Annotated in this window: 26 protein-coding genes, 1 tRNA gene, 1 other RNA gene and 1 pseudogene; 16 read left to right on the top strand and 13 right to left on the bottom strand. The window is 67.6% G+C overall.

The window, feature by feature from the left end:
- Positions 1-154: 154 nt before the first annotated feature.
- From AC5Y4H_RS20915 to AC5Y4H_RS20900, 4 genes are all read left to right on the top strand, one after another.
- Positions 155-742, top strand: a complete 588-nt coding sequence (locus AC5Y4H_RS20915) for an Rv2240c family protein (protein ID WP_499984591.1) — start codon at positions 155-157, stop codon at positions 740-742.
- An 83-nt stretch (positions 743-825) separates the two neighbouring features.
- Positions 826-1,248 (top strand): DUF3052 domain-containing protein, encoded by a 423-nt coding sequence (locus tag AC5Y4H_RS20910; RefSeq protein ID WP_007770623.1) that lies wholly within the window; start codon positions 826-828, stop codon positions 1,246-1,248.
- Positions 1,248-1,709 (top strand): peroxiredoxin, encoded by a 462-nt coding sequence (locus AC5Y4H_RS20905; RefSeq protein WP_499984590.1) that lies wholly within the window; start codon positions 1,248-1,250, stop codon positions 1,707-1,709. The genes AC5Y4H_RS20910 and AC5Y4H_RS20905 overlap by 1 nt, the downstream gene beginning before the upstream one ends.
- Positions 1,710-1,766: 57 nt before the next feature.
- Positions 1,767-1,841: transfer RNA gene (locus AC5Y4H_RS20900), tRNA-Val, on the top strand.
- 92 nt (positions 1,842-1,933) lie between these two features.
- Here AC5Y4H_RS20900 and AC5Y4H_RS20895 read toward each other — a convergent pair.
- Complete coding sequence (locus AC5Y4H_RS20895) at positions 1,934-2,263, bottom strand: DUF732 domain-containing protein (protein WP_499984589.1); 330 nt, start codon at positions 2,261-2,263, stop codon at positions 1,934-1,936.
- A gap of 216 nt (positions 2,264-2,479) precedes the next feature.
- Here AC5Y4H_RS20895 and AC5Y4H_RS20890 point away from each other — a divergent pair, with 216 nt between their 5' ends.
- The 3 genes and pseudogenes from AC5Y4H_RS20890 (at position 2,480) to AC5Y4H_RS20880 (ending at position 6,170) form a co-directional block, all read left to right on the top strand.
- Positions 2,480-3,445, top strand: coding sequence for a redoxin domain-containing protein (locus AC5Y4H_RS20890; RefSeq protein ID WP_499984588.1), 966 nt, complete (start codon positions 2,480-2,482; stop codon positions 3,443-3,445).
- Between the two features lie 578 nt (positions 3,446-4,023).
- Complete coding sequence (locus AC5Y4H_RS20885; protein WP_499984586.1) at positions 4,024-4,941, top strand: DUF732 domain-containing protein; 918 nt, start codon at positions 4,024-4,026, stop codon at positions 4,939-4,941.
- Positions 4,942-5,051: 110 nt separating this feature from the next.
- Positions 5,052-6,170: pseudogene (locus AC5Y4H_RS20880) on the top strand (epoxide hydrolase family protein).
- A gap of 5 nt (positions 6,171-6,175) precedes the next feature.
- On the opposite strand, the gene AC5Y4H_RS20875 reads toward AC5Y4H_RS20880, so the two are convergent.
- Together AC5Y4H_RS20875 and AC5Y4H_RS20870 are read right to left on the bottom strand one after the other, a co-directional pair.
- Positions 6,176-6,571, bottom strand: coding sequence for a VOC family protein (locus AC5Y4H_RS20875; RefSeq protein WP_499984585.1), 396 nt, complete (start codon positions 6,569-6,571; stop codon positions 6,176-6,178).
- 64 nt (positions 6,572-6,635) lie between these two features.
- Positions 6,636-7,451, bottom strand: coding sequence for an oxygenase MpaB family protein (locus tag AC5Y4H_RS20870; protein WP_499984584.1), 816 nt, complete (start codon positions 7,449-7,451; stop codon positions 6,636-6,638).
- A gap of 178 nt (positions 7,452-7,629) precedes the next feature.
- On the opposite strand from AC5Y4H_RS20870, the gene AC5Y4H_RS20865 reads away from it, so the two are divergent.
- Both AC5Y4H_RS20865 and AC5Y4H_RS20860 read left to right on the top strand, forming a co-directional pair.
- On the top strand, positions 7,630-7,764 hold the full coding sequence (locus AC5Y4H_RS20865) for a hypothetical protein (RefSeq protein ID WP_499984582.1): 135 nt from the start codon (positions 7,630-7,632) through the stop codon (positions 7,762-7,764).
- 39 nt (positions 7,765-7,803) lie between these two features.
- A complete protein-coding gene (locus tag AC5Y4H_RS20860; protein WP_499984581.1) occupies positions 7,804-8,760 on the top strand; it encodes a cobalamin biosynthesis protein in 957 nt (318 codons plus the stop codon).
- Here the strand turns inward: AC5Y4H_RS20860 and AC5Y4H_RS20855 are convergent.
- Genes AC5Y4H_RS20855 through AC5Y4H_RS20845 form a run of 3 tightly spaced genes read right to left on the bottom strand, consistent with a single transcriptional unit; the run spans position 8,742 to position 10,787 of the window.
- Positions 8,742-9,581 (bottom strand): SURF1 family cytochrome oxidase biogenesis protein, encoded by an 840-nt coding sequence (locus tag AC5Y4H_RS20855; RefSeq protein WP_499984580.1) that lies wholly within the window; start codon positions 9,579-9,581, stop codon positions 8,742-8,744. The genes AC5Y4H_RS20860 and AC5Y4H_RS20855 overlap by 19 nt on opposite strands.
- Positions 9,581-10,078, bottom strand: coding sequence for a low molecular weight protein-tyrosine-phosphatase (locus AC5Y4H_RS20850; protein ID WP_499984579.1), 498 nt, complete (start codon positions 10,076-10,078; stop codon positions 9,581-9,583). Before AC5Y4H_RS20850 ends, AC5Y4H_RS20855 begins: the two co-directional genes overlap by 1 nt.
- Positions 10,071-10,787, bottom strand: a complete 717-nt coding sequence (locus AC5Y4H_RS20845) for an HAD-IA family hydrolase (RefSeq protein ID WP_499984577.1) — start codon at positions 10,785-10,787, stop codon at positions 10,071-10,073. Before AC5Y4H_RS20845 ends, AC5Y4H_RS20850 begins: the two co-directional genes overlap by 8 nt.
- 91 nt (positions 10,788-10,878) lie before the next feature.
- On the opposite strand from AC5Y4H_RS20845, the gene cobC reads away from it, so the two are divergent.
- The 4 genes from cobC to AC5Y4H_RS20825 are packed head-to-tail and all read left to right on the top strand — an operon-like array spanning position 10,879 to position 14,934.
- A complete protein-coding gene (cobC, locus tag AC5Y4H_RS20840) occupies positions 10,879-11,925 on the top strand; it encodes an Rv2231c family histidinol phosphate aminotransferase CobC (protein ID WP_499984576.1) in 1,047 nt (348 codons plus the stop codon).
- Entirely contained in the window at positions 11,922-13,070 is a 1,149-nt protein-coding gene (locus AC5Y4H_RS20835) for a Nif3-like dinuclear metal center hexameric protein (protein ID WP_499984574.1), read from the top strand. Before cobC ends, AC5Y4H_RS20835 begins: the two co-directional genes overlap by 4 nt.
- Positions 13,067-13,804: a zinc ribbon domain-containing protein gene (locus AC5Y4H_RS20830; protein WP_499984573.1), complete on the top strand. Its 738-nt coding sequence runs from the start codon at positions 13,067-13,069 to the stop codon at positions 13,802-13,804. The genes AC5Y4H_RS20835 and AC5Y4H_RS20830 overlap by 4 nt, the downstream gene beginning before the upstream one ends.
- Entirely contained in the window at positions 13,801-14,934 is a 1,134-nt protein-coding gene (locus tag AC5Y4H_RS20825) for a bifunctional RNase H/acid phosphatase (protein ID WP_499984571.1), read from the top strand. Before AC5Y4H_RS20830 ends, AC5Y4H_RS20825 begins: the two co-directional genes overlap by 4 nt.
- 3 nt (positions 14,935-14,937) lie before the next feature.
- Here AC5Y4H_RS20825 and AC5Y4H_RS20820 read toward each other — a convergent pair whose 3' ends face one another.
- The 4 genes from AC5Y4H_RS20820 to AC5Y4H_RS20805 all read right to left on the bottom strand — a co-directional run bounded on the left by AC5Y4H_RS20820 (position 14,938) and on the right by AC5Y4H_RS20805 (position 19,242).
- Positions 14,938-16,890, bottom strand: coding sequence for an aconitate hydratase (locus tag AC5Y4H_RS20820; RefSeq protein ID WP_499984569.1), 1,953 nt, complete (start codon positions 16,888-16,890; stop codon positions 14,938-14,940).
- Between the two features lie 70 nt (positions 16,891-16,960).
- On the bottom strand, positions 16,961-17,155 hold the full coding sequence (locus tag AC5Y4H_RS20815) for a ferredoxin (protein ID WP_499984568.1): 195 nt from the start codon (positions 17,153-17,155) through the stop codon (positions 16,961-16,963).
- On the bottom strand, positions 17,152-18,330 hold the full coding sequence (locus AC5Y4H_RS20810; RefSeq protein WP_499984567.1) for a cytochrome P450: 1,179 nt from the start codon (positions 18,328-18,330) through the stop codon (positions 17,152-17,154). The genes AC5Y4H_RS20815 and AC5Y4H_RS20810 overlap by 4 nt, the downstream gene beginning before the upstream one ends.
- A gap of 201 nt (positions 18,331-18,531) precedes the next feature.
- The gene (locus AC5Y4H_RS20805) at positions 18,532-19,242 is read right to left on the bottom strand and encodes a 2OG-Fe(II) oxygenase (RefSeq protein ID WP_499984565.1); all 711 of its coding nucleotides are present in this window, start codon (positions 19,240-19,242) and stop codon (positions 18,532-18,534) included.
- Between the two features lie 75 nt (positions 19,243-19,317).
- On the opposite strand from AC5Y4H_RS20805, the gene rnpB reads away from it, so the two are divergent.
- Positions 19,318-19,719, top strand: an RNA gene (gene rnpB, locus AC5Y4H_RS20800) — RNase P RNA component class A.
- Positions 19,720-19,725: 6 nt separating this feature from the next.
- On the opposite strand, the gene AC5Y4H_RS20795 is transcribed toward rnpB, so the two are convergent.
- From AC5Y4H_RS20795 to panB, 3 genes are all read right to left on the bottom strand, one after another.
- A complete protein-coding gene (locus tag AC5Y4H_RS20795; protein WP_499984564.1) occupies positions 19,726-21,270 on the bottom strand; it encodes a CYTH and CHAD domain-containing protein in 1,545 nt (514 codons plus the stop codon).
- Positions 21,271-21,428: 158 nt separating this feature from the next.
- On the bottom strand, positions 21,429-22,616 hold the full coding sequence (locus AC5Y4H_RS20790) for a glycoside hydrolase 5 family protein (protein WP_499984613.1): 1,188 nt from the start codon (positions 22,614-22,616) through the stop codon (positions 21,429-21,431).
- 209 nt (positions 22,617-22,825) lie between these two features.
- Positions 22,826-23,674 carry a 3-methyl-2-oxobutanoate hydroxymethyltransferase gene (gene panB / locus AC5Y4H_RS20785; RefSeq protein ID WP_499984611.1) on the bottom strand — a complete coding sequence of 283 codons (849 nt, stop codon included), beginning with the start codon at positions 23,672-23,674 and terminating at the stop codon, positions 22,826-22,828.
- A gap of 131 nt (positions 23,675-23,805) precedes the next feature.
- Here panB and AC5Y4H_RS20780 point away from each other — a divergent pair, with 131 nt between their 5' ends.
- A complete protein-coding gene (locus tag AC5Y4H_RS20780; RefSeq protein WP_499984563.1) occupies positions 23,806-24,234 on the top strand; it encodes a wax ester/triacylglycerol synthase domain-containing protein in 429 nt (142 codons plus the stop codon).
- Positions 24,235-24,249: 15 nt separating this feature from the next.
- Positions 24,250-24,537, top strand: a complete 288-nt coding sequence (locus tag AC5Y4H_RS20775; RefSeq protein ID WP_499984562.1) for a WS/DGAT domain-containing protein — start codon at positions 24,250-24,252, stop codon at positions 24,535-24,537.
- Positions 24,538-24,546 lie beyond the last annotated feature (9 nt).

Below are 24,546 nucleotides of genomic sequence, written 5' to 3'. Positions count from 1 at the left end.
TGCCGTACGGGTGGGTCGCACCCTTCCCACCATCGTGCCGCACCGGTGTTCCTCGCGGATAGCCGACTTCGGGTAGCAACCGGAGCTTCGCCCGGCGGACGCCAACTCGGCGTGTATGGGACGGGTGGACAACCCACCCGGTAACGTCAGCCCTGTGCTCATCCGGTGGGGTGCCGTCCCTCAAAAGCAGGTGAAGGCTTTGCCCCGGCGCGGGGCCTTGGCGCTGGGTTGTGTTGCCGTGGCACTGATGGGCATCGTCGGGTGCACCTCCGTCACCAACGGCACGGCGACGCCCGACACCAAGGTGGCGCCGGCTTACCGGCAGTCGGTGTCCGCGTCGGTGTCCGCCTCGTCGGTGACCTCGAGCGTCCGGGAGTCCCAGCGGCAACAATCGCTGACCACCAAGGCGGTGCGCACCGCCTGCGCCACGCTGATCACCACCAGCAAGAACGCGATCGACAAGACCAACGAGTTCGTGAAGGCGTTCAACGCGGGCCGCGGCACCGGCCCGACCGAAGGGCCGGCCATCGACGCCCTCAACGACAGCGCCACCACGGTCGGCAACAGCTTCAGCGATGCCATGTCGCAGCAGATCAAGGACGCCTTCAACGCCTACATCGACGCCGCTCGCGCGGTCGCCAACGCCATCGGGACGCACGCGGGGACCGGCGAGTTCAACAAACGGGTCGATCAACTCAACGACACGAAAAAGAACGCGGTGAAACTCTGCCTGGCAACGTGATGATGCGGAAGTATGGACCAGGTTCTGGCTGTGCGACGATAATCCCCAATCGCACGGCGCGCGGACATTAAGGAGGCTCCACGGTGGTCGCGGCGGATCACGCCCCGAGCTACGCTCGCAAATTGGGCATCCAACGGGACCAAGTTGTCCAGGAGTGGGGCTGGGACGAAGACACCGATGACGAGATCCGCGCCGCGGTCGAGGAAGCCTGTGGCAGCGACTTGCTCGACGAAGACACCGACGAGGTAGTGGACGTCGTTCTGCTGTGGTGGCGAGACGGTGACGGCGACCTGGTGGACACCCTCATGGACGCGATCGGCCCGCTGGCCGAAGACGGCGTGATCTGGGTGCTGACGCCGAAAACCGGCAAGCCCGGACATGTGTTGCCGGCCGAGATCGCGGAGGCCGCTCCCACCGCCGGCTTGATGCCGACGTCATCGGTCAATCTAGGGGACTGGAGCGCCAGCCGGCTGGTGCAGCCTAAATCGCGCGCCGGGAAGCGTTGATGCTTTCCGTCGGCACAGCCGCCCCGGATTTCACTTTGCGCGATCAGAATCAACAGCCCGTCACGCTGAGCTCCTACCGGGACGCCAAGAACGTGCTGCTGGTGTTCTTCCCGCTGGCATTCACCGGGATCTGCCAGGGCGAGCTGGATCAGTTGCGCGACCACCTGCCCGATTTCGAAAACGACGACAGCGCGACGCTGGCGATCTCGGTGGGGCCCCCGCCCACCCACCGGGTCTGGTCGCTGGACAGCGGCTTCACCTTTCCGGTGTTGTCGGACTTCTGGCCTCATGGCGCGGTCAGCCAGAGCTACGGCGTATTCAACGAGGACGCCGGCTACTCCAACCGCGGGACGTTCGTCGTCGATCGGTCCGGGATCATTCGCTTCGCCGAGATGAAACAGCCCGGCGAATCCCGCGACCAGCGGCTCTGGACCGACGCCCTGGCGGCACTGCGGGGCTGAGAGGGGCTCACGATTTTGGGAACTTGGCCTTCGGGCGGGTAGCCTGCCCGGGGCAACGGGCGCGTAGCTCAGTGGTAGAGCTCTGGTTTTACACACCAGCGGTCGGCGGTTCGATACCGTCCGCGCCCACCAGCGAAGACCCGCGGTAGATGGCGGTGCGGCCTACACCGCGCTGAAGGCAGGGCTATCGCACGCAGCGGCTGAGACCGGGCAGAAGCGGTCGCCTACGAGCTGGCGGTCGCCGTCGTGGTGGTCGACGAGATCGCGTCCGGACAGTAGGCGCTGGCCGCGATCGCGGTGAATTTCTCCGCTTTCTCCTCGGTGAGCGCGGCTGCCTTGGACGTCATCGACTTCGCGATATCCGCCATCGCCGTGCCGCCGCCGGCCGCCGAGCACACGTAGTGGGCGGCCTGGATAACCTGCGCCGGATCGTTGTAGGTGAAGCCGGCCGAATTCAACGACGCGAGGAACGCGTCGTCGGTGTCATCGGCGTGCGCGGGGACGGCCAGACCAATCACGGCCGCCACACTGGAAATCGTCAGAACGAGCTTCATAAATTCGAAATCGTCCCAGATGCGCCGGCTATTCGCGGCTGACGAAACAATTTGTAACAATCGTCAACCTTCGATTAACAGCCGCACGGTTGCCGAGTTAAGCAGACAGGCCCGCGGTGATGTCCGGACAGCGTCGACCGGCGTTCGTGAGTTGTTGTCTTGACCGAATTATCCGAGTGTGCTTCGCGTCGAGCTCCCCGGCGTTACTCTTTGCCGATGATCGCGGGCGAGAAGGCGCCTGACTTCACTCTGTTTGATCACACCGGTCGGCCCCGGGCGCTGTCCGCGCTTCTTGCCGAAGGGCCGGTTGTGCTGTTCTTCTTCCCGCTGGCGTCCTCACCGATCTGTACGGCGCAGGCGTGTCATTTTCGGGACCTGAGCAACGAATTCGTGACCGTGGGCGCCCAGCGGGTGGGCATCAGCACCGACACCGTCGACAAGCAGGCGCACTTCGCCCAACAGCGCTCGTTCGACTATCCGCTGCTCTCCGACGCGGACGGGGTGGTGTCCGAATTGTTCGGGGTGCGCCGCGGCAGGCTCGCCAAGCTGCGCAGGTCCGTCGTCGCACGTGACGAGGCCCGGCGTGGCCGGCACACCCGACGCCGTGGCCTGCTGGCCCGGCTGCTGCCGGTCAGACGCACCACGTTCGTCATCGACACCGATCGCACCGTACTCAAGGTGATCTCCAGCGAGCTGCGCGCATCCGTGCATGCCGACCAGACCTTGTGGTTCTTGCAGAACCACAAGGGGCCGCATAGTTCGCCGCATGCGGGCGGGAAACACTCCGACGCGCAACAAGAGTCGGAGGACCGGGGCGCGGAACGGGAAACCGCGAACGAGCCGAGCCTGGTCCGGCCGTACGCGCTGACCGGAGGCCGTACCGATTCCGCTGTCGAGCTGGCACTCGAGGCTCCGGTCGAAGCGCTTGACACCACCTCCAAGCCGCCGCGCTGGCCGAGAAACGATGTGCGGGGCCAGATCCTGAGGTATTGCGTGCAGAGCCCCTCTGTCGCAGAGATCGCCGCTCGGCTGTCCTTGCCGCTCGGTGCGACGAGGTTTCTGGTCGGCGAACTCGTGACACAGGGTTACCTGCGGGTGCACGCACCCCTCGGCGACTCCATGACGATTGACGAACGACGCGAACTTATCGGCAGGACCCTCAGTGGCCTACGGGCACTCTGAGGGGTCGGACGCCGGCTTGACCAAGATTGTCGCCTCCTCCGGCTGACCTGCGCTCCAACGCCGTCCGACGGGCGTTTCGCAATCCGGATAAAAGTTCGCTATCTGGATAACAGCTAACCCCCAGCACAGGCCCAGCTGATAGGTATATCTCACGAGAGTGGGCGAAAAGTAAAATTTTCGTATGCCGTTGGTTAACGGCAACCTATTTGCTGGACACAGCATCCTGCGGTTCTTGGGATGTATTGGGATGGGCGAGGTCTACTTCACCCGCCATCCGCGTGTGCTCCGCTGCAAAGCGCTCAAGATATTGAGCACCGACGCCTGCGCTGACGCCGCCTACCGCCGATGTCTCGTGTCGGAGACGGAGCCGGCGGCAGCGCCAGGGCGTCTCAACGTGTCGTGCGCCAACGACCGTGGCAAGTTCAACCGACGGTCACTGCGCTCCACGTCCGGCGGCGCTATCCCCTTCACGAATTTGCGGTTGGGGTGCGCCAGCGCCGTAGACGACCACACCTGCGGCGTAAGTGATTATCGAATGTCCGCGCGGGGACGGGCTCTCGTAGAACGGAATTCCTGTCATGTTCACCGCCATCACCAGGCGCACCGGCATCGCCAGCCACGCCGGTGTTCTGGTTACCACCATTGTGTTCCTCAGTGGCGCTGCGATTCTGCGCGGCGCCGCAGCAGCGGCTGATCCGAATGAAGACGACCACTTCCTGGCACTGCTCGCTCAAGAAGGCATCCCCGCCCTCGAGGGCGTGCCGAGCCTCGTCGACACGGCCCACAAGGTATGTCGCGCACTGAATGCGGGCATCCCGGCGGACCGCGTCGTGGAAGCCATGGTCGACTATGCGGATAGCAACGATCCGGCCGAGCGTTTCTACGCTCCGGGCCGTCTCGCGCGCACCGAAGCGCGGTTCATCACCGCCTCGGTGGGGGCCTACTGTCCAAACAATCAAAGCAAGATCGCGTTCATCGTCACCAATCCCGCGGCGCGATGGGTTGACCCGGCTCACCGAGTGGCCGACGGCATTCGCAACGCGGTCAACTCTCGGGAAGGTCTGCGCAAGAAACCGATGTCGCTCGGTGACGCGGTGGCGGCGAATCGCTTGAGAGCCGAGCGAGCGGACTTCGACGCGAATGGCACCGCGCTCACCTCGCTGATTGGCGCGGTTCCCACCGGTCAGGTCGATCAGCCGAACCCGCCGCAGATGCCGGTGCCAGCACCGCCGGTGGCGCATCTCCAGGCACCACCCCAGCGGCAAGCGGCAACGCCTCGACCGCAACTGGTGCCGCCGCGACCACAACAGCCGCCCCCTCCACAGGTGATTGCTCCGCAGCCGGGGGCCGCACCCGGCACTGGCGGCAGTGGTACACCCGGCGGAGACCTTCCAGCGGCGCCGCCCATGCCGCCGGCGCCGCCGGCGCCACCCCCGCCGCCCGTGTCGCCGCCGGCTCCACCCGAGGCGCCGGGCTTCGTCAGACTCGCCCCCTGAGACGGGGACGCGCCAAACCCGACCAGCGGCCGGCAGGGCCATTCGTGCTTCGTGCAAACGACCGCGGGGGCCGGTGCGGTGCCGTTCGCGCCCGGGCGCAGTATGAACGCGTGAAACCGTTCCGCATCGACGTTCCTGACGACGTTCTCGACGATCTGCGATCGCGGCTGGCTCGGACGCGTTGGCCGGAGGCCGAATGCGTGGATGACTGGAGCCAGGGCGTGCCGTTGGCCTAAACCCGTGAGCTGGCCGACTACTGGGCCAACGACTACGACTGGCGTGCGCGGGAGGCCGCGCTCAACCGTTTCGATCAGTTCACCACCGAAATCGACGGTCTAAACATCCATTTCATCCATCAGCGGTCGCCGCATGCCGACGCCTTCCCGCTGGTGATCACGCACGGCTGGCCCGGTTCGATCGTGGAGTTCCACAAGGTGATCGAACCGTTGACCGACCCAGCCTCGGGACGCGCCGAGGACGCCTTCCATGTCGTATGTCCATCGCTTCCGGGATATGGGTTCTCGGGAAAACCCACCAACACCGGGTGGGGCGTGGAAAAGATCGCCGAGGCATGGGAAACGCTCATGCTGCGGCTGGGGTACGACCGCTACGGCGCTCAGGGCGGTGACTGGGGCGCCGCCGTCACGACACAGATCGGCCGCAATGTCGGCCACTGCGTGGCCATTCACCTGAACATGCCGGTCGGGCGGCCCACCAAGGACTCGATGACCAACCCGACCGACGAGGAGCGACAGGCGCTGGCCGGGTTGGCCAACCACCGTAAGTGGGGCACCGGCTATTCCAAGCAACAGTCCACCCGGCCACAGACACTGGGCTACGGGCTGGCCGATTCGCCGGTGGGGCAGCTGGCCTGGATCGTCGAAAAGTTCTGGGACTGGGCCGATTGCGACGGGCATCCCGAAAATGCGGTCAGCCGCGACGAATTGCTCGACAACGTGATGGTGTACTGGGCAACCGACACCGCCGCGTCCTCGGCCCGGCTGTACTGGGAGAGCTTTGCGGTCTGGGGTGGCGGGGATCGCGTCGAATTGCCCACGGGCGTTGCGGCTTTCCCCGGTGAGCTGCTCAAGGCACCGCGTAGCTGGTGCGAGCCGGTCTACAACATCACCCACTGGACGGACATGCCGCGCGGCGGGCATTTCGCCGCGTTCGAACAACCGGAGTTGTTCGTCGGGGACCTCCGTGCGTTCTTCGCGACGGTGCGCTGAGCCTATCAGCCGGGCGGGGCGAAGAACTCCAGGGCGATACCGTCGGGGTCGCGAAAACTCAAGCCCGATCCGTACGGCGCATCCACGATGCCGCCGTGGTCGATGCCCAATTCACCCAGCCGGGTGACCCAGTTCTCGAGTTCGGCGCGGCTGGCGCAACCGAAGCCGACATGGTCGAGCCCGACGCGATGTTCGCTGAACTTTTCATCGGGCGCCGCGCGGTCGTGCTGATGGATGCCGAATATCGTGCCTCCGTCGAGCATCCACACCTGATGGTGAAATCCGGCGTCGGTGTGCTCGTCGAGGATCGGGGCGGCGCCGAGCAGGTTGCGATACCACGGGCCGCTTTTCTCGATGTCGCGCACCGTGACCGCGACGTGGTTGAGCGCTGGAAAGGTCATGCCCTGCCACGCTAGTCCGCTTTGCGCGGTTTGCCGACCTTGTCCTCGAGGCGATCCTGCGTGATCAGACGATACGCCGGCCCTGGCGCGCTCGAGATCGCATGTCCCACAGGTAGAGTCGATACCCGAAGATCCAGGCACCGTGTGGGATCAGCCGGTCGGCCAGCCGCAGTGCGGTCAGCAGCCAGCCGAAGCGGCGCTCCTGGCCGGGCGACCAGTCGAGCTGCATCAACGTCCGGAATTCGGGAGCCAGGAACCCCGTCGTCGCGAACAGATTGAAGGGGCCCGCCAGCACCCGCAACGGCCACGGCAGGAACGCCAACGACGCCACGCCGTGCAGGTGTTCGCGTACCGGGGGGTCGATGCGCAGCTCGTCGAGGGAGCGTTTCCAGTACTCGTCGAACGCGTCCCGGTCGGGCGGCCACAGCCGCTCGGGCACCTGCAGCGTGGTGCCCAGCCGCTTGGCGTCGGCATAGACGGCGTCGGCCGTCGCGTCGTCCAGGGGACCGTGCAGGAACTCGTGCTGGTCGACGAAATACCGGTACAGGCATGCCGCCACCCACAGCTGCAACTTGGGGTCGAAAGCGTTGTAGGACACCGGACTTGACGACGTCGAGCGGACTTGCCGGTGGGCGGTGTCGACGGCGGCGCAGATCAACGCGCGGTCGTATTCGGTTCCGATGGACGCCGCCGCCAGGTAGGTGCCGGTGGTGCGGGCGCGCTTGAACGGATGCTTGTAGACGTTCCCGCTGTCCACCGGGCTTTCCAGCACGCCGTAGCCGACGCCGGGCAACGACAACTGCATGATGACGTTCGCGGCGGGCAACAACGTCGCCGCCGGGTTGAGCAGGTCGGCGATCCGGGCCGCCGGCCGCTTCACCGCGGACCTTGCCTGCTGGGCCTCATGCCTTCGAGTAGACCACTGCCGGATCGATACGATCAATGACCTGGTGACGTGACACCCGCCCAAGAATGGGCAGACATGGCCGGATGAGCACTCAATCCGGCAACTCGAGTCCTCCACCCCCCGACCCGCCCAACATGTCACCCGGCGGGAAATGGGGGTCGCGCCGTCGGCAAGCCCCCAGATGGCGCGCACCGGCGGCAGGTTCAGATATGGCTACGGGCTGTGGTGGACTCTGGCCGTCCTGATCGTGCTGGTCATCGTCGTCGTGATCGTGGCGGTCGCCTAGTGGACGGGGCCGCGACGCCCGGTGTGAGACGCTGCCGAGGTGGTTGCGAGGCAGACCCGGATCGCGGGTGTGGCGGTCGGCTACCTGGCCGACCGCGCGCTGGGCGACCCGCGCCGGGGACATCCGGTCGCGCTGTTCGGCCGAACCGCCGCCGCGCTGGAAACCGCGACCTACCGCGACAGCCGGGTCGCCGGCGCGGTCCATGTCGGCGCGCTGATCGCGGCGGTGGGCCTACTCGGCCTGGCGGGGCAACGGGCCGCTGCGCGGCGCGGCCCGCTGTGGTCGGTCGCGGCGACCGCCGCGGCGACCTGGGTCTCGCTGGGCGGAACCTCGTTGGCCCGCACCGGCCGGGACATGTCGGCGCGGCTGGAACGCGGCGACGTCGAGGCCGCGCGTGGGCTGCTGCCGTCGTTGTGTGGGCGTGACCCGGCGTCGCTGGACCGTGCGGGCCTGACACGCGCGTCGCTGGAATCGATCGCCGAGAACACCTCCGACGCCCAGGTGGCGCCGCTGCTGTGCGCGGCGGCCGGCGGCGTGCCCGCGGCCCTGGTGTACCGCGGCATCAACACCCTGGACTCGATGGTCGGTTATCGCTCGCCGCGCTACCTCCGTTTCGGTTGGGCCGCAGCGCGATTGGACGACATCGCCAATTTTCTCGCCGCGCGGGTGACCGCGTCGCTGACGGTGCTGCTGGCGCCGCTGGTCGGCGGCTCACCGGCGGGTGCGGCGAGGGCCTGGCGTCGCGATGCCGCGCGCCATCCCAGCCCCAACGCGGGCGTGGTCGAGGCGGCCTTCGCGGGGGCGCTGGGCGTGCGGCTGGGCGGTCCCACGCAATACCGCCACGAGCTGCAGATCCGGCCCACACTCGGCGACGGCCGCGAGCCGACGGTGGCCGACCTGCGGCGCGCGGTGACGCTGTCCTCGCTGGTGCAAGCGGGCGCGGCGGTGTTGGCCGGACTGTTGAGCTACCTGTCGGGTTATCGCCGGCGGCCGTAGCGGTCGGCGAGTTTGGCCTCCACGGACGGCGGAACTTCGGGTGTGGGCGCGGTCTCGGCGGCCGGCGGGGGACGCTGTTGCTTCTCCTGACGGCGGGCGCGGATCTCCGAGTAGGCGAAATAACCCAGCCCGATGGGGGCGAGGATGCCGAACGCGATCCACTGGATGCCGTAGGACAGGAACGGCCCGGCGTCCAGCTGTGGCACGCCGACTACGCCGAGCCCACCGGGCTGATCCTCGATCAATTGCAGGTAGGACCCGGCCAGTGGGGTTTTGGTCAGCACCGCGATCTGTTCGGTGTCGATCGAATACACCTGCTGCACGCCGTCTCCCACGAACGGATCCTTGTTCACCGCGGCGGTCTCGGAGTTGCGCAGCCGCGCCGTGATGTTCACCGTCTGCGCGGGGGGGCGGGGGATCGGCGGGACATGAGACCCCTCCAGGGGCCGCACGTAGCCGCGATCGACGAGGACGGTCGGTCCGCCGTCGACGACGAAGGGCGCCAGCACCTCGAACGCCGGCTTGGAATCGATCACCCGCAACCGGGCCAGCACTTGCACGCCGGGCACATAACGCCCGGTCGCGGTGACCTGGCGCCACTGTGCACCGGGAGCTGCTGAGTTCTGCTGCGGCAGTAAAGTTTTCAAGGGAACCGGTGGGGTGTTAAGCGAAGATTCGATCTGGTGGTTCTCCTGCGACGTCCTGCTGTGCTTGCCCAGCTGCCAGGGCGCGAGCACGGTGAAGCACAGGTACGCGAAGGCGACGACCACCAGTGCCAGCACAATCCAGCCCGGGCGCAGCAGAAAGGGCAACCGGCGCATCAAGTGGATCCGTTCTGCGCGAGACGTTCGTCGACCCAGTCGTGCAGGCCCGGCAGCGCGGCCTCGATGACGGCGTAAACACGTTCGAAGTCTTCGGTGTCGCCGTAGTAGGGATCGTCCACGTCGGGGGTGTGGGCACCGCTGCGCGGATCGAAGGACCGCAGCATCCGGACGCGATCCTCGTCGGCGCCCAGGTGCCGCAGCATCCGGGCGTGGTTGCGGTCCAGGGCCACCACCAGGTCAGCCCCCAGGTGCTCGGCGTCGACCTGTGCGGCGCGGTGCTCGCATGCGTAGCCGTGGGCGCGCAGCACGCCCGCGGCCCGCTCGTCCGCAGACTCGCCCACGTGCCAGTTGCCGGTGCCCGCGCTGCTCACCCGCACCGCGCCGGCCAGGCCCCGCCGGCGCAGCTGGTCGGCGAACATCTTCTCGGCCATCACCGAACGGCAGATGTTGCCCGTGCACACGAACGTGACGTGCAGCGCCTCGCGACTAGACACCCAGCACCCTCCGCAACTCGTCGATGGTCGAGGCGTACGTCACGCCGGAAGCGACCGTGTGACTCCTGGCCGCGGGGTCGGGGAAGTCGGCCTTGCCGTAGCCCCAGCCGACCACCACGGTGTCGATGCCGTGGGCGGCCGCGCCGTGCACGTCGTGGCTGCGATCACCGACCATCAGCACCCGCTCGGGCAAAGGTTCCAGCTGCGACAGGGCACGGGCCAGCACCTCGACCTTGGTCTTGCGCGAACCGTCGGGGCTCGCGCCGGCGATGACCTCGAAGTGCTGGTCAAGCGCGAAATGGGCGAGGATGCGCCGCGCCGTCGGTTCCAGCTTGGAGGTGGCGACCGCAAGCCGGACTCCGGCGCCGCGCAGATCCACCAGCAGTGCCTCGATCCCGTCGAAGAGCGCGTTCATCGCCCAGCCCCGGGCGCCGTACTCGGCGCGGAAGGCGGCGATGGCCTCCTCGGCGTCGTCGCCGAGCGCCATGCCCCGGAAGGTGTCGTCCATCGGCGGGCCGACGATCTGCGCGACGAGGTCGCCGGGCGGAACCTGGGCGCCGATGTGGTCGAGCGCGTGCACAAAGCTGGCGACGATCCCCTCCGCGGAGTCGGTCAGCGTGCCGTCGAGATCGAAGATCACCAGCTGAACCCCACCGGGGGCGGTGGTGTCGCCGGGGGCCTGGCGATCGGCTGGCCTTGTGCCTGTCACCGCACCATTGTCCTCGATGGGTGTGGGCGGGTGCGACGGTGTTGCCGATGCATCCCCGGGCCGGCCCGGCGGGCGCACTAGTGTTTCACGGATGGCGAGTCTGAACCTGAGCCCGCCTGCGGCGCGCTACCACGGCGATCAGGCGGTCGCGCCCGGGATGCTGGATTTCGCCGTCAACGTCCGGCACGGCCGACCGCCGGAGTGGCTGCTGCGACGGCTGGCCGAGCGGCTGCCCGATCTGGCGCGCTACCCGAGCCTTGATGACGTCCACCGGGCGCAGGACGCGGCGGCCCAGCGGCACGGCCGGACCCGCGACGAGGTGCTGCCCCTGGCCGGGGTGGCCGAGGCGTTCGCCCTGCTGCCCAACCTTCGTCCGCAGCGGGCCGCGATCATCGCGCCGGCGTTCACCGAGCCGGCCGTCGCGCTGACGGCGGCCGGGGTGCCAGTGCACCACGTCGTGCTGGAGCCGCCGTTCGACCTCGCCGGTGCGGCCGTCCCCGACGACGCCGACCTCGTCGTGGTGGGCAATCCGACCAACCCCACCTCGGTACTGCACAGCCGCGAACAACTGCTGGCGTGGCGCCGGCCCGGGCGGATCCTGGTGGTCGACGAGGCCTTCGCCGACTCCATTCCCGGTGAGCCCCAATCGCTGGCCGCCGACGCGCCGCCCGACGTGCTGGTGCTGCGCAGTTTGACCAAGACGTGGGCGCTGGCGGGGTTGCGCGTGGGCTACGCGCTGGCTTCTCCGGAGGTGTTGGCACGGCTGGGTTCGCAGCGGGCGCACTGGCCGGTCGGGACGCTGCAACTGACGGCCATTGCGCAGTGTTGCGGTCGGCGGGCCGTCGCCGACGCGGCGGCCGGCGCGACGCGGTTGACGCGGCTGCGCGCCGAGATGGTGGCCGGTCTGGCGTCGGTGGGCGCCGAGGTGATCGACGGCCGGGCTCCGTTCGTGCTGTTTCGCACGCCGGACGCGGTCCGCCTTCGAAAAAGTCTGCATGACAAGGGAATTGCCGTTCGGCGGTGTGATACGTTCGTCGGCTTGGACGAGCGGTACCTGCGGGCGGCGGTGCGTAGTGAGTGGCCGCAGCTGGCGCAGGCCATCTCGGAAGTGACGGGACACCCTGGGGGGCGGCGGTGAGCGTGAAGCTGGCCGAGGTCATCGCGGTGCTCGACGAGGCCTATCCGCCGCGGCTTGCCGAATCGTGGGATTCGGTGGGCCTGGTGTGCGGTGACCCGGATGATGAGGTGGGCTCGGTGACCGTCGCGGTCGACGCGACGCCGGCGGTCGTCGACGAAGTTCCTCACGCGAGCCTGCTGCTGGCCCATCATCCGTTGCTGTTGCGCGGGGTGGACACCGTGGCGGCCAGCACCCCGAAGGGTGCGCTGGTGCATCGGTTGATCCAGACCGGGCGTTCCCTGTTCACCGCACACACGAATGCCGACTCGGCCTGCCCGGGCGTCTCCGATGCGTTGGCCGCGGCCCTGGGCCTTGACGTCGAGGCCGTGCTCGAGCCGGCATCGGGCGCGCCCGACCTGGACAAGTGGGTCGTGTACGTGCCCGTCGAGAACGCGGAAGCGGTGCGGGAGGCGGTGTTTGCGGCCGGGGCCGGCCATATCGGCGATTACTCGCACTGCAGCTGGACCGTCAGCGGCATCGGGCAGTTCCTGCCGCACGACGGGGCCTCGCCCGCGGTGGGCAGCGTCGGGAATGTCGAGCGGGTGGCCGAGGACCGGTTCGAGGTCGTCGCGCCCGCGCGATCCCGGGCGGCGGTACTCGCGGCCATGCGCGCCGCCCACCCGTACGAGGAGCCCGCCTTCGACATTTTCGCGCTGGTGGCGCCGCCCAGCGGCGCCGGCCTGGGCCGCGTCGGGACACTGGCACGCCCGGAACCGCTGCGCGAGTTCGTCTCCCGCGTCAGCGCGGCGTTGCCGCGGACATCGTGGGGAGTGCGGGCGGCGGGGGATCCCGACGCGGCGGTGTCGCGGGTCGCAGTCTGCGGCGGCGCCGGGGATTCGCTGCTGGCCGAGGCGGCCGGTGCCGGCGTCCAGGCCTATGTCACGGCCGACCTGCGGCACCACCCGGCCGACGAACATCGCCGCGCTTCCGATGTCGCTCTGATCGATGTGGCACATTGGGCTAGTGAATTCCCTTGGTGTGAACAGGCCGCTGGCTTGCTGCGGTCGCGTTTCGGTGCGGAGCTCCCGGTGCGGGTGAGCTCGATTCGCACCGACCCGTGGAATGTCGAGCAGGTTGGCAACGAGTCCGGGGGTGACGGGTCATGAAAGCCGAGGTGGCGCAGCAGCGTTCGCTGCTGGAATTGTCGAAATTGGATGCCGAGCTGTCCCGGATCACCCACCGTGCCACGCATCTGCCGGAACAACAGGCCTGCGAACGGTTGCAGGGGGAGTTAGAGGCGGCGAGCGACCGGCTGGCCACGTTGCGCATCGCTGTGGAAGACGTCGACGCCCACGCCTCGCGGCTCGAGGCCGAGATCGAGGCGGTGCGCCAGCGCGAAGACCGCGACCGCTCGCTGCTGCAGTCGGGGGCGACCGACGCCAAGCAACTGTCGGATCTTCAGCACGAGCTGGAGACCCTGCAGCGCCGTCAAACCAACCTGGAGGACTCGCTGCTGGATGTGATGGAACGTCGCGAGGAGCTGCAATCTGAGCTGGACAGCGAGCAGCAGACGCTCACGTCACTGGAGGCCGAGATGGCCGGCGCGCGCGAGGCTCTCGACGCCGCCGTCGCCGAGATCAGCCAGGCCCGCGAGCTTCAGTCCTCGCGGCGTGACTCGCTGAGCGCTGAGCTGGATCCGGCGCTGGCCGCGCTGTACGAACGCCAGCGCGCCGGGGGAGGCGCGGGCGCCGGGCAGCTGATGGGCCGCCGGTGCGGGGCCTGCCGGCTCGAGATCGACCGCGGCGAGCTGTCCCGCATCTCGGCGGCCGCCGAAGACGACGTGGTGCGCTGCCCCGAATGCGGCGCGATCCTGTTGCGGGTCAAGGGTTTCGATCAGTGAAGGTCGTCATCGAGGCCGACGGTGGGTCACGCGGTAATCCCGGACCCGCCGGATACGGCGCGGTGGTATGGACGGCGGACCGCGGGACCGTGCTGGCGGAGGCCAAGCAGGCGATCGGCCGGGCAACCAACAACGTTGCCGAATACCGGGGTCTGATAGCCGGTTTGGACGACGCACTGAATCTGGGTGCCACCGAGGCCGCGGTGTACCTGGATTCCAAGCTGCTGGTGGAGCAGATGTCCGGCCGGTGGAAAGTCAAGCACCCCGACCTGATCGAGCTGCACGCCCAAGCCCGGAACCGGGCCGGGCGGTTCGCCAAGATCAGCTACTCCTGGATCCCGCGGGAGCGCAACGCGCACGCCGATCGGTTGGCCAACGAGGCGATGGACGCCGCGGCCGAGGTTGGCGCGGCCGAAAAGCCCGAGGCGACCGAAAAATCGGACCGGGTGGAAAAGCCCCAACCGCCCGGGTCCGCGACTGTCCCGTCCCCGTCGGCGCCCGGCTGGACCGGCGCGCGCGGCACCCCGACCCGCCTGCTGTTGCTGCGACACGGCCAGACCGATTTGTCGGTCCAGCGCCGCTACTCGGGCCGCGGCAACCCGGCGCTCACCGAGCTGGGGCGGCGGCAGGCCGACGCGGCGGCGCGCTATCTGGCGCAGCGCGGCGGGATTTCGGCGGTGTTCGCCTCGCCGCTGCAACGGGCCTATGACACGGCGGCGGCGGCGGCCAAGGCGCTGGGCCTGGACGTGACCGTCGATGACGACTTGATCGAGACGGATTTCGGCTCGTGGGAGGGGCTGACGTTCGCCGAGGCCGCCGAGCGTGATGCCGAGCTGCACGGTCGCTGGCTGCGCGACACCAGCACCGCACCGCCGGGCGGGGAGAGCTTCGATGCGGTGGCCGACCGCGTGTCGAGTGTTCGTGACCGGATCGTCGCCGCGCATCAGGGCACGACGGTACTGGTGGTGTCGCACGTGACACCCATCAAGATGCTGCTGCGCGAGGCGCTGGACGCCGGCCCCGGCATCCTGTACCGCCTGCATCTCGACCTGGCATCGTTGAGCATCGCCGAGTTCTATTCCGACGGAGCGTCTTCGGTGCGGCTCGTCAACCAGACGGCGTATCTGTGACCGTCACTCCTGCTCTTGGTTGAGTCGCGGAATCAGGCCGCCGGCCAACACATCCTTGACTTGTCGCGGCGAGAGTCGATGCCGCACCGCGAATGACGAGTCCTTGCCGGCATTCTCGACCTGCAAGACGTCCTCTTTGCCGATCGCATTCAAATTCTGGAAGCGGAGCTTGTCGTCTTGGTCGATCGAGTCGTAGTCGTCGGGGTTTTCGAACTCGAGCGCCAAAATTCCATAGTTGGCTAGGTTTTGCCAGTGGATGCGCGCGAAGGACTTGGCGATGACCACGCGCAAACCGAGGTAGCGCGGTGCGATCGCGGCATGCTCGCGCGAGGAGCCCTGGCCGTAGTTCTCGCCGGCAATGATGACGTGCCCGCTGTCGCCGGCCTGTTGAGCCCGCTCGGGGTAGGACTCGTCGATCCGGGTGAAGCTGAACATCGCGAGCTTCGGGATGTTGGACCGAAGCGGAAGGGCTTGCACGCCGGCCGGCGAGATTTCGTCGGTGGAGACGTTGTCGCCGACCTTGAGCAGCACCGGCGCCTCGAGTTCGTCGGGCAGCGGCGACAACTCGGGCAGGCTGGAGATGTTCGGCCCCTTCACGGGTTCGACGCGTTGTGCCTCCTCGGTGTCGAGCGGAGGCACCAGCATTGCGGTGTTGACGGAATTGCGTTCGGGCAGATCGAGTTTCGGGTACTCCATCTGCTCCTCTTTGGCCCAGTCGCGCGGATCGGTGATCACTCCGGTCAGCGCGGACGCCGCGGCCGTCTCGGGCGAGCACAGCCAGACCGCGTCCTCCTTGGTGCCAGACCGGCCGGGAAAGTTGCGGGGCATCGTGCGCAGCGAGTTGCGACCGACCGCCGGGGCCTGACCCATGCCGATGCACCCCATGCAGCCCGCCTGGTGGATGCGCGCACCGGCCACCACCAGATCCAGCGTCGCGCCCATCTTGGTCAGGTCGGCCAAGATCTCGCGTGACGTCGGGTTGATGTCGAAGCTGACCTGCGGGGCCGTCTGGCGTCCCGCCACCATGGCGGCCGCGATCGCGAAATCGCGCAGCCCTGGGTTGGCACTGGAACCGATCACCGTCTGGGCGATCTCCTCGCCGGCCACCTCGCGAACCGGTACCACGTTGCCCGGCGACGACGGTTTGGCGATCAGCGGCTCGATCTCCGACAAGTCGATGGTGTCCTCGACGTCGTAACCCGCGTCGTCGTCGGCCAGCAACTCTGTCCAGTCGTCCTCGCGTCCCTCGGCGCGCAGGAATTCGCGAACGGCTTCGTCGCTGGGAAACACCGTCGTCGTGGCCCCGAGTTCGGCTCCCATGTTGGCGATGACGTGGCGGTCCATCGCCGTCAGCGTCGCGACGCCGGGACCGTGATACTCGATGATTCGGTTCACCCCGCCCTTGACGTCGTGGCGGCGCAACATCTCGAGGATCACATCTTTGGCCGAACACCACTGGGGCAGCTCACCGTCGAGCCGCACACCCCATACCTCGGGCATCCGGATGTGCAGTGGCCGCCCGGTTATCGCGAGCGCAACCTCGAGACCGCCGACACCGATCGCGAGCATGCCCAGCGATCCGGCCGCCGGGGTGTGGGAGTCGGAGCCCACCATCGTCTTGCCGGGGATGCCGAAGCGCTGCATGTGGGTCGGGTGCGAGACCCCGTTGCCCGGTTTGGAGAACCACAGCCCGAAGCGTTGCGCGGCGGTGCGCAGGTACTCGTGATCCTCGGCGTTCTTCTCGTCGCCCTGCAGCAGGTTGTGGTCGACATACTGCACGCTCACCTCGGTGCGGGCGCGGTCCAGCCCGAGCGCCTCGAGTTCCTGCATCACGAGAGTGCCGGTCGCATCCTGGGTCAGCGTCTGATCGATGCGGATCGCGATCTCTTCTCCCGGGGACATCTCCCCGGACTCCAGATGTGAACTGATCAGCTTGTGAGCGACGTTCATGGCCATACCCGGGGGTTACCCCGCTGCCGCGGGTTCTAGCGCGATTCGGTAGCCCATGTTTGGCGTCGTCGGCCGGTCAACGAGCCAGGGCGATGGCGCGTTCCGGGCAGTTTCGCTCGGCGGTTACGGCCTGCGCCTCGAGGTCGCCGGAGACCTCGTCAACGCGGACCACGCAGTGGCCGACTTCGTCGGCGTCGAAGACGTCGGGCGCCAGGGAGTAGCAGCGCCCGTGGCCGGTGCACAGGTCAGGGTCGACGGCGACGCGGGTCATGACACCGGAAAGACCAGCGGCAGCGACTCCACTGAGCGCAGCGCGGCGGTGTAGGACAACTCGGCACCGGGCTTTATCTCGTAATCCGGTATGCGCCGGTGGAATTCGCGCAGTGCCACCCGCAGCTCCATGCGGGCCAGGTGCGAGCCGAGGCAACGGTGCGGCCCACCGCCGAACGCCCGATGCCGGTTGGGGTTGCGGGTGAAGTCAACCAGCTCCGGGTCGGGAAACTCGGCCGGGTCGGTGTTGGCCGCGCCCAGCAACGGGCTGACTCGCTCGCCCTTGCTGATCGGACACCCACCCACCTCGACGTCCTGGATGGCGACCCGAGCGACGCCGGGCACCGGTGTCTCCCAACGCAACAGCTCCTCGACGGCACCGGGCAGGACGTCGGGCTGCTCGACAAGCTGACGACGGTGATCGGGGTGACGCGCGAGGTACACGAAGAAACAGTCGAGCGAGTCGGTGACGGTGTCCAGTCCGGCGATCAGGAACAGGAAGCAGATGTCGAGCAGCTCGTTGCGCGACAGCGGTTGGCCGGCATCGTCTTTGAAGTTCGCCGCGATCATCGCGGACAGCACGTCATCGCGGGGGCTGGCGATGTGGTCGTCGATGGCGCGGTCGAAATATTCGTAGATCTGTTGGGCCACGCCCGCGGAGCTCTCGTGGCGGCGGTCGAAACCCGAGTCGCCCTCGGGGCGGATCACGCCGTCCTTCCACAACAGGAATCGGTCGAGGTCGTCCAGCGGCAGGCCGAGCAGCTGCAGAAAGACGGTGCAGGGCAGCGGCACCGCGAACTCGGTGTGGAAGTCGCACTCGCCCCGGTCGGCGAAGCGATCGATCATCTCGTTGACCAGTTCGGTAACGCGGGGTTCGCGTCGGGCCATCTCCCGGGGAGTGAAGAGGGGATCGAGGATGCGCCGGTACTTCGCGTGCTCGGGCGGGTCGATTTGAAGCGGGATCAGCGGCCGCACGTTGCCCAGGTCGACCGCGTCCATGTTCGACGAGAACAGCTCGGTGTGTTTGAGCGCCATCTCGATGTCGGCCAGGCGGCTGAGAACGACCGCCTGGGGTGACCGGAACACCGGGCTGGTTTCGCGCAGCACCTTGTACATCGGTTGCGGCTCCGCGAGTCCCGTCCGAGTCTGGTCGACGAAACTTTCGGCTTCTGTCATGGGGTCAGCCTGGCACCGACCCGGCTATTGGGCAATGGTCGAACCCGGATCAATTGTGCAGGTGAAGCCTCTCGCCGTGCGCTCCGAAGATCATGATCGCCTCCACCGGCATACATCCAGCGCGCAACATGCTCAACCGCATCGATGCTTTCCCGAAGGAACCTACGACCTGGTGTCCGCGCAATATCTGCATAGCCCCGCCTAGGCCGCGTCGTGAAAGATCAGCCCCATGGCGTAACGCTCGCCGGAGCGAACGACCGAGACGCCGTGGCGCACCGGCGCGGCGGACCAACCCCGGACCGACCGTACCGGCCGTTCCCGCGTGGTGAAGACGTAGCCGTGTCCCTGCGGCAGTTGCGTTGCCATGCCCCGGGATTGGGCTCGCAGCCGTTGTTCGACGAGCAGGAACTCTCCGCCGGTGTAGTCGGCTTCGGGGTCGCTCAAATTGATTACCACCTGCAGCGGGAAAATCAACTCGCCGTACAGGTCCCGATGTAAGGCATTCCAGTCGCCTGCACCGTACTTCAGCATCAGGGCAGTCGACCTGTCCTGGCCTGCGGCGTGACAGGTCGCCAGCCATTCGTCGAGGCTGTCCGGCCAGGGTGTGTCGCGGCCCAGCTTGCCCCACCAGTCACGCGCTATCGGCAGCAACCGGGGATAGAGGGCCTGCTTGAGCTGTTCGATCGGTTCGGGATAGGGCGCGTGGAAGTAGCGGTATTGCCCGGCGCCATAGCGTTTGGGCGCCATGTCGATGGTCGACCGGAACAGGCCGTCGTCAGCGTAGAGCTTGCGCAGTCGGGCCGCTTCGGCGGCCGTGACCAACCGCGGCAGCAGCGCGCCACCGTACTCGTCGACCGCGGTGGCGATGGCGTCCCAATCGCCGCTGCCGACCCGCTTTCCCCATCGGTCCATCGACTCCACGATAGAGCCGCGCTCCGGAGTTGCTGGCCCCCGCATGCCGCAGGTAGTACCGTGGTTCGTCGCGGACGAGTTGGCCGGGCGGCCGCGGACCGTCGCAAGCGGTTCGAGGAAAGTCCGGACTTCACAGAGCAGGGTGATTGCTAACGGCAATCCGAGGTGACTCGCGGGAAAGTGCCACAGAAAACAGACCGCCACCCCCGCGGTGGTAAGGGTGAAACGGTGCGGTAAGAGCGCACCAGCATCCCGGGTGACCGGGGTGGCTAGGCAAACCCCACCCGAAGCAAGGCCAAGAAGGCCGCACCGGAAGGTGCGGCCGCGCAGGCGTTCGAGGGTTGCTCGCCCGAGCCTGCGGGTAGGCCGCTCGAGGCACCCGGTGACGGTGTGTCCAGATGGATGGTCGCCGCCCCGCTGCCGTTGCTTATGCGCGGCGGCGGGGAACAGAATCCGGCTTACAGGCCAACTCGTCCGCCTTTTCTAATGACCGGCTTTGCGGACCGCTTTGGCGAGTTTGCGTAAGGTGTCGTCGAGTTCGTCGCGGCATCGGTCGGCCAGGTCGGCTTCGCGCTGATACAGCATCCCGTAGGTGAAGGTGTCCTCGCCAGCGGCGTGCGCGGCGTCGGCCTCCTGTCTCAGGTGTTCGCGGCTGACGACGCTGTCTTGATGGTCACCGAGCAGCGACTGGACCGCCTTGGCCTGTTCGGACACCCCGGCCGCACCGGTGGCGGAGGCGGTGTAGCGAAGTCGTTTGGCGCGCTTGCGGATTCGATGGATCGCCTCGTCGCGTTGGTGTTGGTCGTCGGGGTGTTCGCGGTCGACTTCGGCGGCGGCCTTCTGGGCCTTGCGGACCTTCTTGTAAGCAGCCTCGATGGTCACCGGCGCCGGTTCCTCGACCATGGCGGCGCCCGGCGTTTCGGCCGCAATCAGGTCGAGGGAGTCCAGCAGGCGGAAGTATCGCTGTGACCGCATGGCGATCAGTGACCGGCGCAGTCCGATCTGGTAGCGCCGCTGGGCACCCCCGACCAGGCGCTCGCGCACCGGTCCCCGCACCAATTCCGGTGCGAGCGCGTCCAAATCGCGCTCGTATCGCTCGGCGAGTACCTCGGCGTCGCGGGCCACACCCAAAATGCCGGCGAGCTCCCGCAGCTCGTCCAGGACCCACCCGTCGTCGGGCAGCCCGAACGACTCTTGGTAGTCGCGCAGCAGGCTGCGCAGCTTGCGGGTGGTCACTCGCATCTGGTGAATGGAGTCGTAGGCGTCGGCGCGCACGGCGCGGTCCCACACCACGAGCTCGCGAATCTGCTCGGCGATCGCGCGCTGCAGCGGATCGTCGGAAGGCTGGGCGCCGTTCGGTGGCACGGCACCGAGCACCCGCGCCAGCTTGGAGCCGTGACCCGCCGGTACGGCGCCGGCGTCTAACAGCCGGTTGCCCAACCGGTTCAGCAGCTCGACGCCGGCTGTTCCGTTGGCAAGCCCACTCGCTTCGAGGAGCTCCAATTCCCACTCGCGCCATTCCTGTTCGGCCGGCGGCGCGTCGGCGTCGTCGGATCCGCGGGTCGACCACGCGGTGACGTGGTCGTTGCTGAATTCGGCCAGCGCGGTGCCCGCGGCGTCGTACAACACCTGGCTCTCGCGCCGCGTGGTGATGCGCGCGACCGGCTGCAGTGGGCGGTCGCGGACAATCGCGAGCACCACATCGGTCAGCTCGCCGGGCACGGAATCGTTTCCGCCCGAGGCATCCAGCGGCAGGCGGACCTCGGTTCGGGAGTCCGGACCGGCCGGCAGCTTGAGATGCCATCCCGCGTCGGATCCACCGGTACGGCGCCGCAGGGTGATCTTGTTGCGCGCCAAATCGTGTATGGGGGTGTCGAAATACGTCGCGTCCAGGGTTTGCGTGGGTGACTTTTCCACGTGGGCAACCGCGGCGATCCCGTCGAACGAGGGTGACATGGTGGATTCGACCACGTCGAACTTGCGCTCGACCTCGAGATGACGCGAGGGCGGCGGCGCTTTTGCAGGCATCTTCCTCGGCTCCGTTGCGGGCGCGTCACCGCGGCCGTGAACATGGTGGACGGTGGGAAATGAGCACCCATAGCCTGCCATACCGAAGCGACGCTCCCGCCGCGGATCGGCCGGTGTGTGAAGCGCCCTGCCGCAACGGCAGCCGCGACGGGTCGCAATCAGCCGGGCGGTGGGGGCGGCTGCTGCAGGTGCAGCGCCAGGTCGCTCAACTCCAGAATCGTCTGGATCTCGGTGTCGCGAAATGGGCGTCCGTCGGGGCCGAGCAGGTCGTGAAACCACTCCTGTGGCATCGCCGGGTCCGGGTTTGGGTGGTCCCAGGAATCCCAGGGGAAGAAGGTCTGTGTCTTCCCTGCGACGAGGCCCCAGTTGAACGCGCCGACTCCTGCACGCTTTGCGATCGGCAGGCTGCCTTGCACCGTGCTGCCCAGTGGGCGGGCCATGTACTCGGTGCACAGGATCGGGCGGCCAAGCGGGACGAGCTCGGCGATGCGTCTCTCGAACTCCGCCGGCTCGGCATAGGAGTGGAACGTGATGACGTCGGAGTTGTCGAGCTGGATGCCATTGATGACGCTGCGGCGTCCCGGGTCGGCCCACTCGCCGTGCCAGACGCCACTGGTCAACGGCTGGCAGGGATCGACCAGCCGCGCCCACTCGAACACCTGGGGCAGCAGCTGGGCGACCAGGTCCACCTTGTCTTTGCGCTCGACCGAGGCGTAGGCGTCCGCCGGGTTGTCGGGCTCATTCCACAGGTCCCAGCCTAGGATGCGGTCGTCGTTGCGGAACTGCGTCAAAACTCCGGTGACGTAGCCGCGCATGGTGCGCAGGTAGCCGCGATCGTCCAGGCGTGCCGCCCCCGGGCTCTGCACCCAGCCGGAGTTGTGGATGCCCGGCCGCGGCGCGCGCTGTGGACCCGCCTGGGGGAACGGATCCCAGCACGAATCGAACAAGACGAACAGCGGTTTGATGCCGTGGCGGGCGGCGATGTCAACGAACCGGGCGAGACGGCCCTGAAACCCGCGGTAGTCCTGCGCCCAGAGCTGGTCGTGCAGGAAGACCCGTATCGCATTGAACCCATTGGCGCGTGCCCAACCCAGTTCGGTGTGGATGCGCGCCGGGTCGAAGGTTTCGCGCTGGAACATCTCCAGCTGGTTGATGGCATTCGAGGTGATGTAGTTCGCGCCGACCGGCCAGCCTTGCGCCTGATACCAGCGGTTGGCGCGCTCGGGTGACCATTTGCTTGCTTGCGGCGAGGTGCGAGGCGGTTCGGCGGACGCGCGCGGTGTCTGGGCCAAAGCCACGCCTCCTGCCACCAGCAGCGGCAACGTCAGCACCATTCGCCGGCGCACGAAGTCACCGCGGTTACCCCGGTCGATGTGGTCCACCCCTGCTCGTCAGAGTTCGGATTGCCCCCCGAGCCATCGTACATCCATGTACCGCAACGCTTTTCAGCGGTTTGGCGGCGACGGCAAAATCGCGGTCAACCAGGCCCGAACCTCAGACGGGCGACGTGGGCGCGCAAACGAGCGCCGCCGGTCGGCGTGGATCCTTCGGGCGATCAGAAGCAGTGTTCGTCGGCGGGGAACGCCCCGCTGGCAACCTCGTCCGCGTATTGCGTCGCCGCCCGGCGCAGCTCGTCGCCGATGTCCGCGAACCGCTTGACGAAGCGGGCGGCCTTGCCGGTGCTCATACCGGCCATGTCCTGCCAAACCAGGACCTGGCCGTCGCAGTTCGGTCCGGCTCCGATCCCGATGGTCGGGATGGTCAGCTTGCCGGTGATCTGGGTGGCCAACTCGGCCGGCACCATCTCCATGACGACGGAGAACGCGCCGGCCTCGGCGACCGCGATCGCGTCGTGCACCGTCTGCTCCGCCGCGTCGCCGCGGCCCTGCACCCGGAACCCGCCCAGGCTGTTGACGCTTTGCGGGGTGAACCCGATGTGCGCCATCACCGGGATGCCGGCGGCGGTCAGACAGGCGATCTGCTCGGCCACCCGCTCGCCGCCCTCGAGCTTGACCGCGTGCGCGCCGCCCTCCTTCATGAAGCGGATGGCGGCGGCCAGCGCCGCGGCCGGCCCGGCCTCGTAGCTACCGAACGGCAGGTCGGCGACGACGAGCGCGTGCGGGGCACCCCGCACCACGCCCCGCACCAGCGGAATCAACTCGTCGATCGAGACGGGCACGGTGGTGTCGTAGCCGTACACCACGTTGGCCGCCGAATCGCCGACCAGCAGGACCGGGATGCCGGCGTCGTCGAAAATGCGGGCTGTCGAATAGTCATAGGCGGTGAGCATGGCCCACTTGTGGCCTTCGGCCTTCATCTTCTGCAGGTGGTGGGTGCGAATCTTGGGCCTCGCCTTTTCGGGCTGCGCCGACGAGTTGGCACCGTAAACGTTGTGCTCAGACATCATTGTCCCTAATGGTGGTCGGTTCGATCCTCGTGGCCGCTCAGGGTCCCCGGGTTCGGTTGACTTCTCGATTCTGCCATTTCTTTTGCGCAGTTGCACCGCCGCGGCGGTGTGAGACATACCATGCGCGCATGCAGCGGCTGAGTGGACTGGACGCCAGCTTCCTGTACCTGGAGACGTCGTCACAGCCCATGCATGTGTGTTCGATCATCGAACTGGATACCTCGACGGTGCCGGGTGGCTACACGTTCGACCGGCTGCGCGACGCCCTTGCGGCGCGCATCAAGGCGATCCCGACGTTCCGCGAAAAGCTCGCCAACAGTCCGCTGAATCTCGACCACCCGGTCTGGGTGGACGACGAGAGATTCAACATCGACCGCCATCTGCACCGCATCGCGGTCCCCGCGCCGGGAGGGCGGGCCGAGCTCTCCGAGATCTGCGGCCACATCGCCGAGAGACCGTTGGACCGTGGCCGGCCGCTCTGGGAGATGTGGGTCATCGAGGGCGTGGCCGGCACGGATTGCCACCGCTCGGATGGTGTCGGGGGCGGCGGGCGGTGATGACCAAGGTGCACCATGCTCAATGCCAGAACACCATTTACCGACAGCATGCCGGTGCACAATTTGGTGGTCTCCAACGTGCCGGGTCCGCAGGTTCCGCTGTACATGCTGGGCTGCGAGGTCAAATCGATGTATCCGTTGGGGCCGATATTTCACGGCTCGGGACTCAACATCACGGCAATGTCGCTGCAGGGCAAACTCGACATCGGCCTGGTTGCCTGCCCGGACCTGCTGCCGGACCTGTGGGAGATGGCCGACGAGTTCGCGGTGGGGATGGAGGAGTTGCTCGCGTTAGCGGGGTAGCGGGAGGCG

The organism is Mycobacterium sp. NGS58 (assembly GCF_059812385.1).
Note: the sequence above shows the minus strand (reverse complement) of the source record. Positions and strands in the feature narration are given on the sequence as shown.

Excerpts from the sequence above, each read along its gene's own strand:
- AC5Y4H_RS20905 (WP_499984590.1), top strand. The coding sequence starts at position 1,248 with ATGCTTTCCGTCGGCACAGCCGCCCCGGATTTCACTTTGCGCGATCAG.
- AC5Y4H_RS20895 (WP_499984589.1), bottom strand. The coding sequence starts at position 2,263 with ATGAAGCTCGTTCTGACGATTTCCAGTGTGGCGGCCGTGATTGGTCTG.
- AC5Y4H_RS20890 (WP_499984588.1), top strand. The coding sequence starts at position 2,480 with ATGATCGCGGGCGAGAAGGCGCCTGACTTCACTCTGTTTGATCACACC.
- AC5Y4H_RS20885 (WP_499984586.1), top strand. The coding sequence starts at position 4,024 with ATGTTCACCGCCATCACCAGGCGCACCGGCATCGCCAGCCACGCCGGT.
- AC5Y4H_RS20875 (WP_499984585.1), bottom strand. The coding sequence starts at position 6,571 with ATGACCTTTCCAGCGCTCAACCACGTCGCGGTCACGGTGCGCGACATC.
- AC5Y4H_RS20865 (WP_499984582.1), top strand. The coding sequence starts at position 7,630 with ATGGGGGTCGCGCCGTCGGCAAGCCCCCAGATGGCGCGCACCGGCGGC.
- AC5Y4H_RS20855 (WP_499984580.1), bottom strand. The coding sequence starts at position 9,581 with ATGCGCCGGTTGCCCTTTCTGCTGCGCCCGGGCTGGATTGTGCTGGCA.
- cobC (WP_499984576.1), top strand. The coding sequence starts at position 10,879 with ATGGCGAGTCTGAACCTGAGCCCGCCTGCGGCGCGCTACCACGGCGAT.
- AC5Y4H_RS20830 (WP_499984573.1), top strand. The coding sequence starts at position 13,067 with ATGAAAGCCGAGGTGGCGCAGCAGCGTTCGCTGCTGGAATTGTCGAAA.
- AC5Y4H_RS20820 (WP_499984569.1), bottom strand. The coding sequence starts at position 16,890 with ATGGCCATGAACGTCGCTCACAAGCTGATCAGTTCACATCTGGAGTCC.
- AC5Y4H_RS20815 (WP_499984568.1), bottom strand. The coding sequence starts at position 17,155 with ATGACCCGCGTCGCCGTCGACCCTGACCTGTGCACCGGCCACGGGCGC.
- AC5Y4H_RS20810 (WP_499984567.1), bottom strand. The coding sequence starts at position 18,330 with ATGACAGAAGCCGAAAGTTTCGTCGACCAGACTCGGACGGGACTCGCG.
- AC5Y4H_RS20805 (WP_499984565.1), bottom strand. The coding sequence starts at position 19,242 with ATGGACCGATGGGGAAAGCGGGTCGGCAGCGGCGATTGGGACGCCATC.
- AC5Y4H_RS20795 (WP_499984564.1), bottom strand. The coding sequence starts at position 21,270 with ATGCCTGCAAAAGCGCCGCCGCCCTCGCGTCATCTCGAGGTCGAGCGC.
- panB (WP_499984611.1), bottom strand. The coding sequence starts at position 23,674 with ATGTCTGAGCACAACGTTTACGGTGCCAACTCGTCGGCGCAGCCCGAA.
- AC5Y4H_RS20780 (WP_499984563.1), top strand. The coding sequence starts at position 23,806 with ATGCAGCGGCTGAGTGGACTGGACGCCAGCTTCCTGTACCTGGAGACG.
- AC5Y4H_RS20775 (WP_499984562.1), top strand. The coding sequence starts at position 24,250 with ATGCTCAATGCCAGAACACCATTTACCGACAGCATGCCGGTGCACAAT.